The sequence below is a fragment of the Luteibacter sp. P4_E6 genome (genome assembly GCF_056401535.1).
The window spans coordinates 1-1,633 of record NZ_JBFUJE010000717.1; the positions used below are offsets into that span (position 1 = coordinate 1).

Consider the following 1,633-nt stretch of genomic DNA (forward strand, 5'->3'; position numbering starts at 1 on the left):
CAACTCGTGGAAGCGCGCCGCGCCCTTGAGGATTGCGACGCCGAGTTCCGCCGCCTGGAGCAGGAGCGCCAGCGCACCGAGCATGTGCTCAACCAGGTGCGCGAGAACGTCTCCGAGAAGCGCCTCGCCGCGCAGGCCTTGCAGCTTCGCGCCGAACAGCTGGCCCAGGCGATCAAGGCCTCCGGCCTCGAACTCGAAGCGCTGCTCACCGAGTTGGCCGAAGACGCCGAACCCGACCACTGGCAGAAGCAGCTCGTCGACCTCGCGCAGAAGATCGCCCGCCTGGAGCCGGTCAACCTGGCGGCGATCCAGGAACATGCCGAGCAGTCCCAGCGCAAGGAATACCTCGATGCGCAGCTGGCCGACCTGGTCAGCGCGATGGAAACGCTGGAAGGCGCGATCAAGAAGATCGACCGCGAAACCCGTCAGCGCTTCAAGGAAACCTTCGACCGGGTGAATGCGGGCGTGCAGGAACTGTTTCCCCGTTTATTCGGTGGCGGTCACGCCTATCTCGAGCTCACCGGCGACGATCTGCTCGATACCGGCGTGGCGATCATGGCGCGGCCCCCGGGCAAGCGTGTCAGCAACATCACGCTGCTCTCCGGCGGCGAGAAGGCGCTCACCGCGGTATCGCTGGTGTTCGCCATCTTCGGCCTCAATCCGGCGCCGTTCTGCCTGCTGGACGAGGTGGACGCACCGCTGGACGAAGCCAACGTCGGCCGCTTCTCGGCCATGGTCCGTGAGATGAGCGAGAAGGTGCAGTTCATATTTGTCAGCCACAACAAGGCCACCATGGAAGCCGCGTATCAGCTGTGCGGCGTTACCATGCGCGAACCGGGTGTGTCCCGCCTGGTTCAGGTCGACCTCGCCGAAGCCTCCAAGCTCGTCGGCGTGGCTTAAGTACTAAACAAGGAATCGAAGCATGAATCCCGCCATCGGCCTCGCCTGGAATCCCGCAGTAGGCATCCCGATGCTTTTCGTCGGCATCGTCGTTCTCGTGCTGATCTGGCTGTTCGGCCAGCCACGCAAGGAGCAGCAGGGCCGACGCAAGCCCGCACCGGAGACGCAGGAGCGCTCTCGCGAGCGCCGCGAGCCGGTGTTCAACGATGACGGCGACGACATCGGCGGCGAATCGTTCAGCGCCCGGGACGACCGTGCGTACGACGCGCACGACGGCAGGGAATTCAGCGCCCGCGATGAGGATGCCAACGATCCGCTGTTCCGTCCGTCGCCCCGCCAGGGCGAGCTGGACGTGGATCTGCGCGCCGAGTTGGAGCGCCTTGGCACCTCACTATCCGGTGACCGTGCGGCCRTTCACCCGCCGCAGGCTTACGACGAGCCGCCTTCGCCGCCCGCTTCGCAGCATGTGCCGCAGCAGCGCGTCGAGCCGCGGCTCGACCTGCCGTTCGACCTCGACGAGCCCGTCGCCGCGGCACCGCCGCCGGCGCCTGTCCGGTCCCCGGCACCCGCGCCCGTTCCGGCGCCCGCACCGCCGCCGAAGGCCCCGCCGCGTTCCGACCTGGGTCGTCGTCCGTCGCACGCCCCGGTTGAGCGCATCGTCAGCCTTTACGTGGTCGCTCGCGAAGGCAGCAAATTCCATGGTTCCGACCTGGTCGTTGCCGCCGAAAAGGCC

General features: G+C 67.0%; 1 protein-coding gene and 1 pseudogene. Both read left to right on the plus strand.

From position 1 onward, the window contains the following. Positions 1-900 (plus strand): chromosome segregation SMC family protein (locus AC1DT2_RS22740; RefSeq protein WP_477298926.1); only part of this gene is annotated, 900 nt, incomplete at its 5' end. A gap of 22 nt (positions 901-922) precedes the next feature. After that, positions 923-1,633: pseudogene (locus AC1DT2_RS22745) on the plus strand (hypothetical protein); the annotation flags it as partial.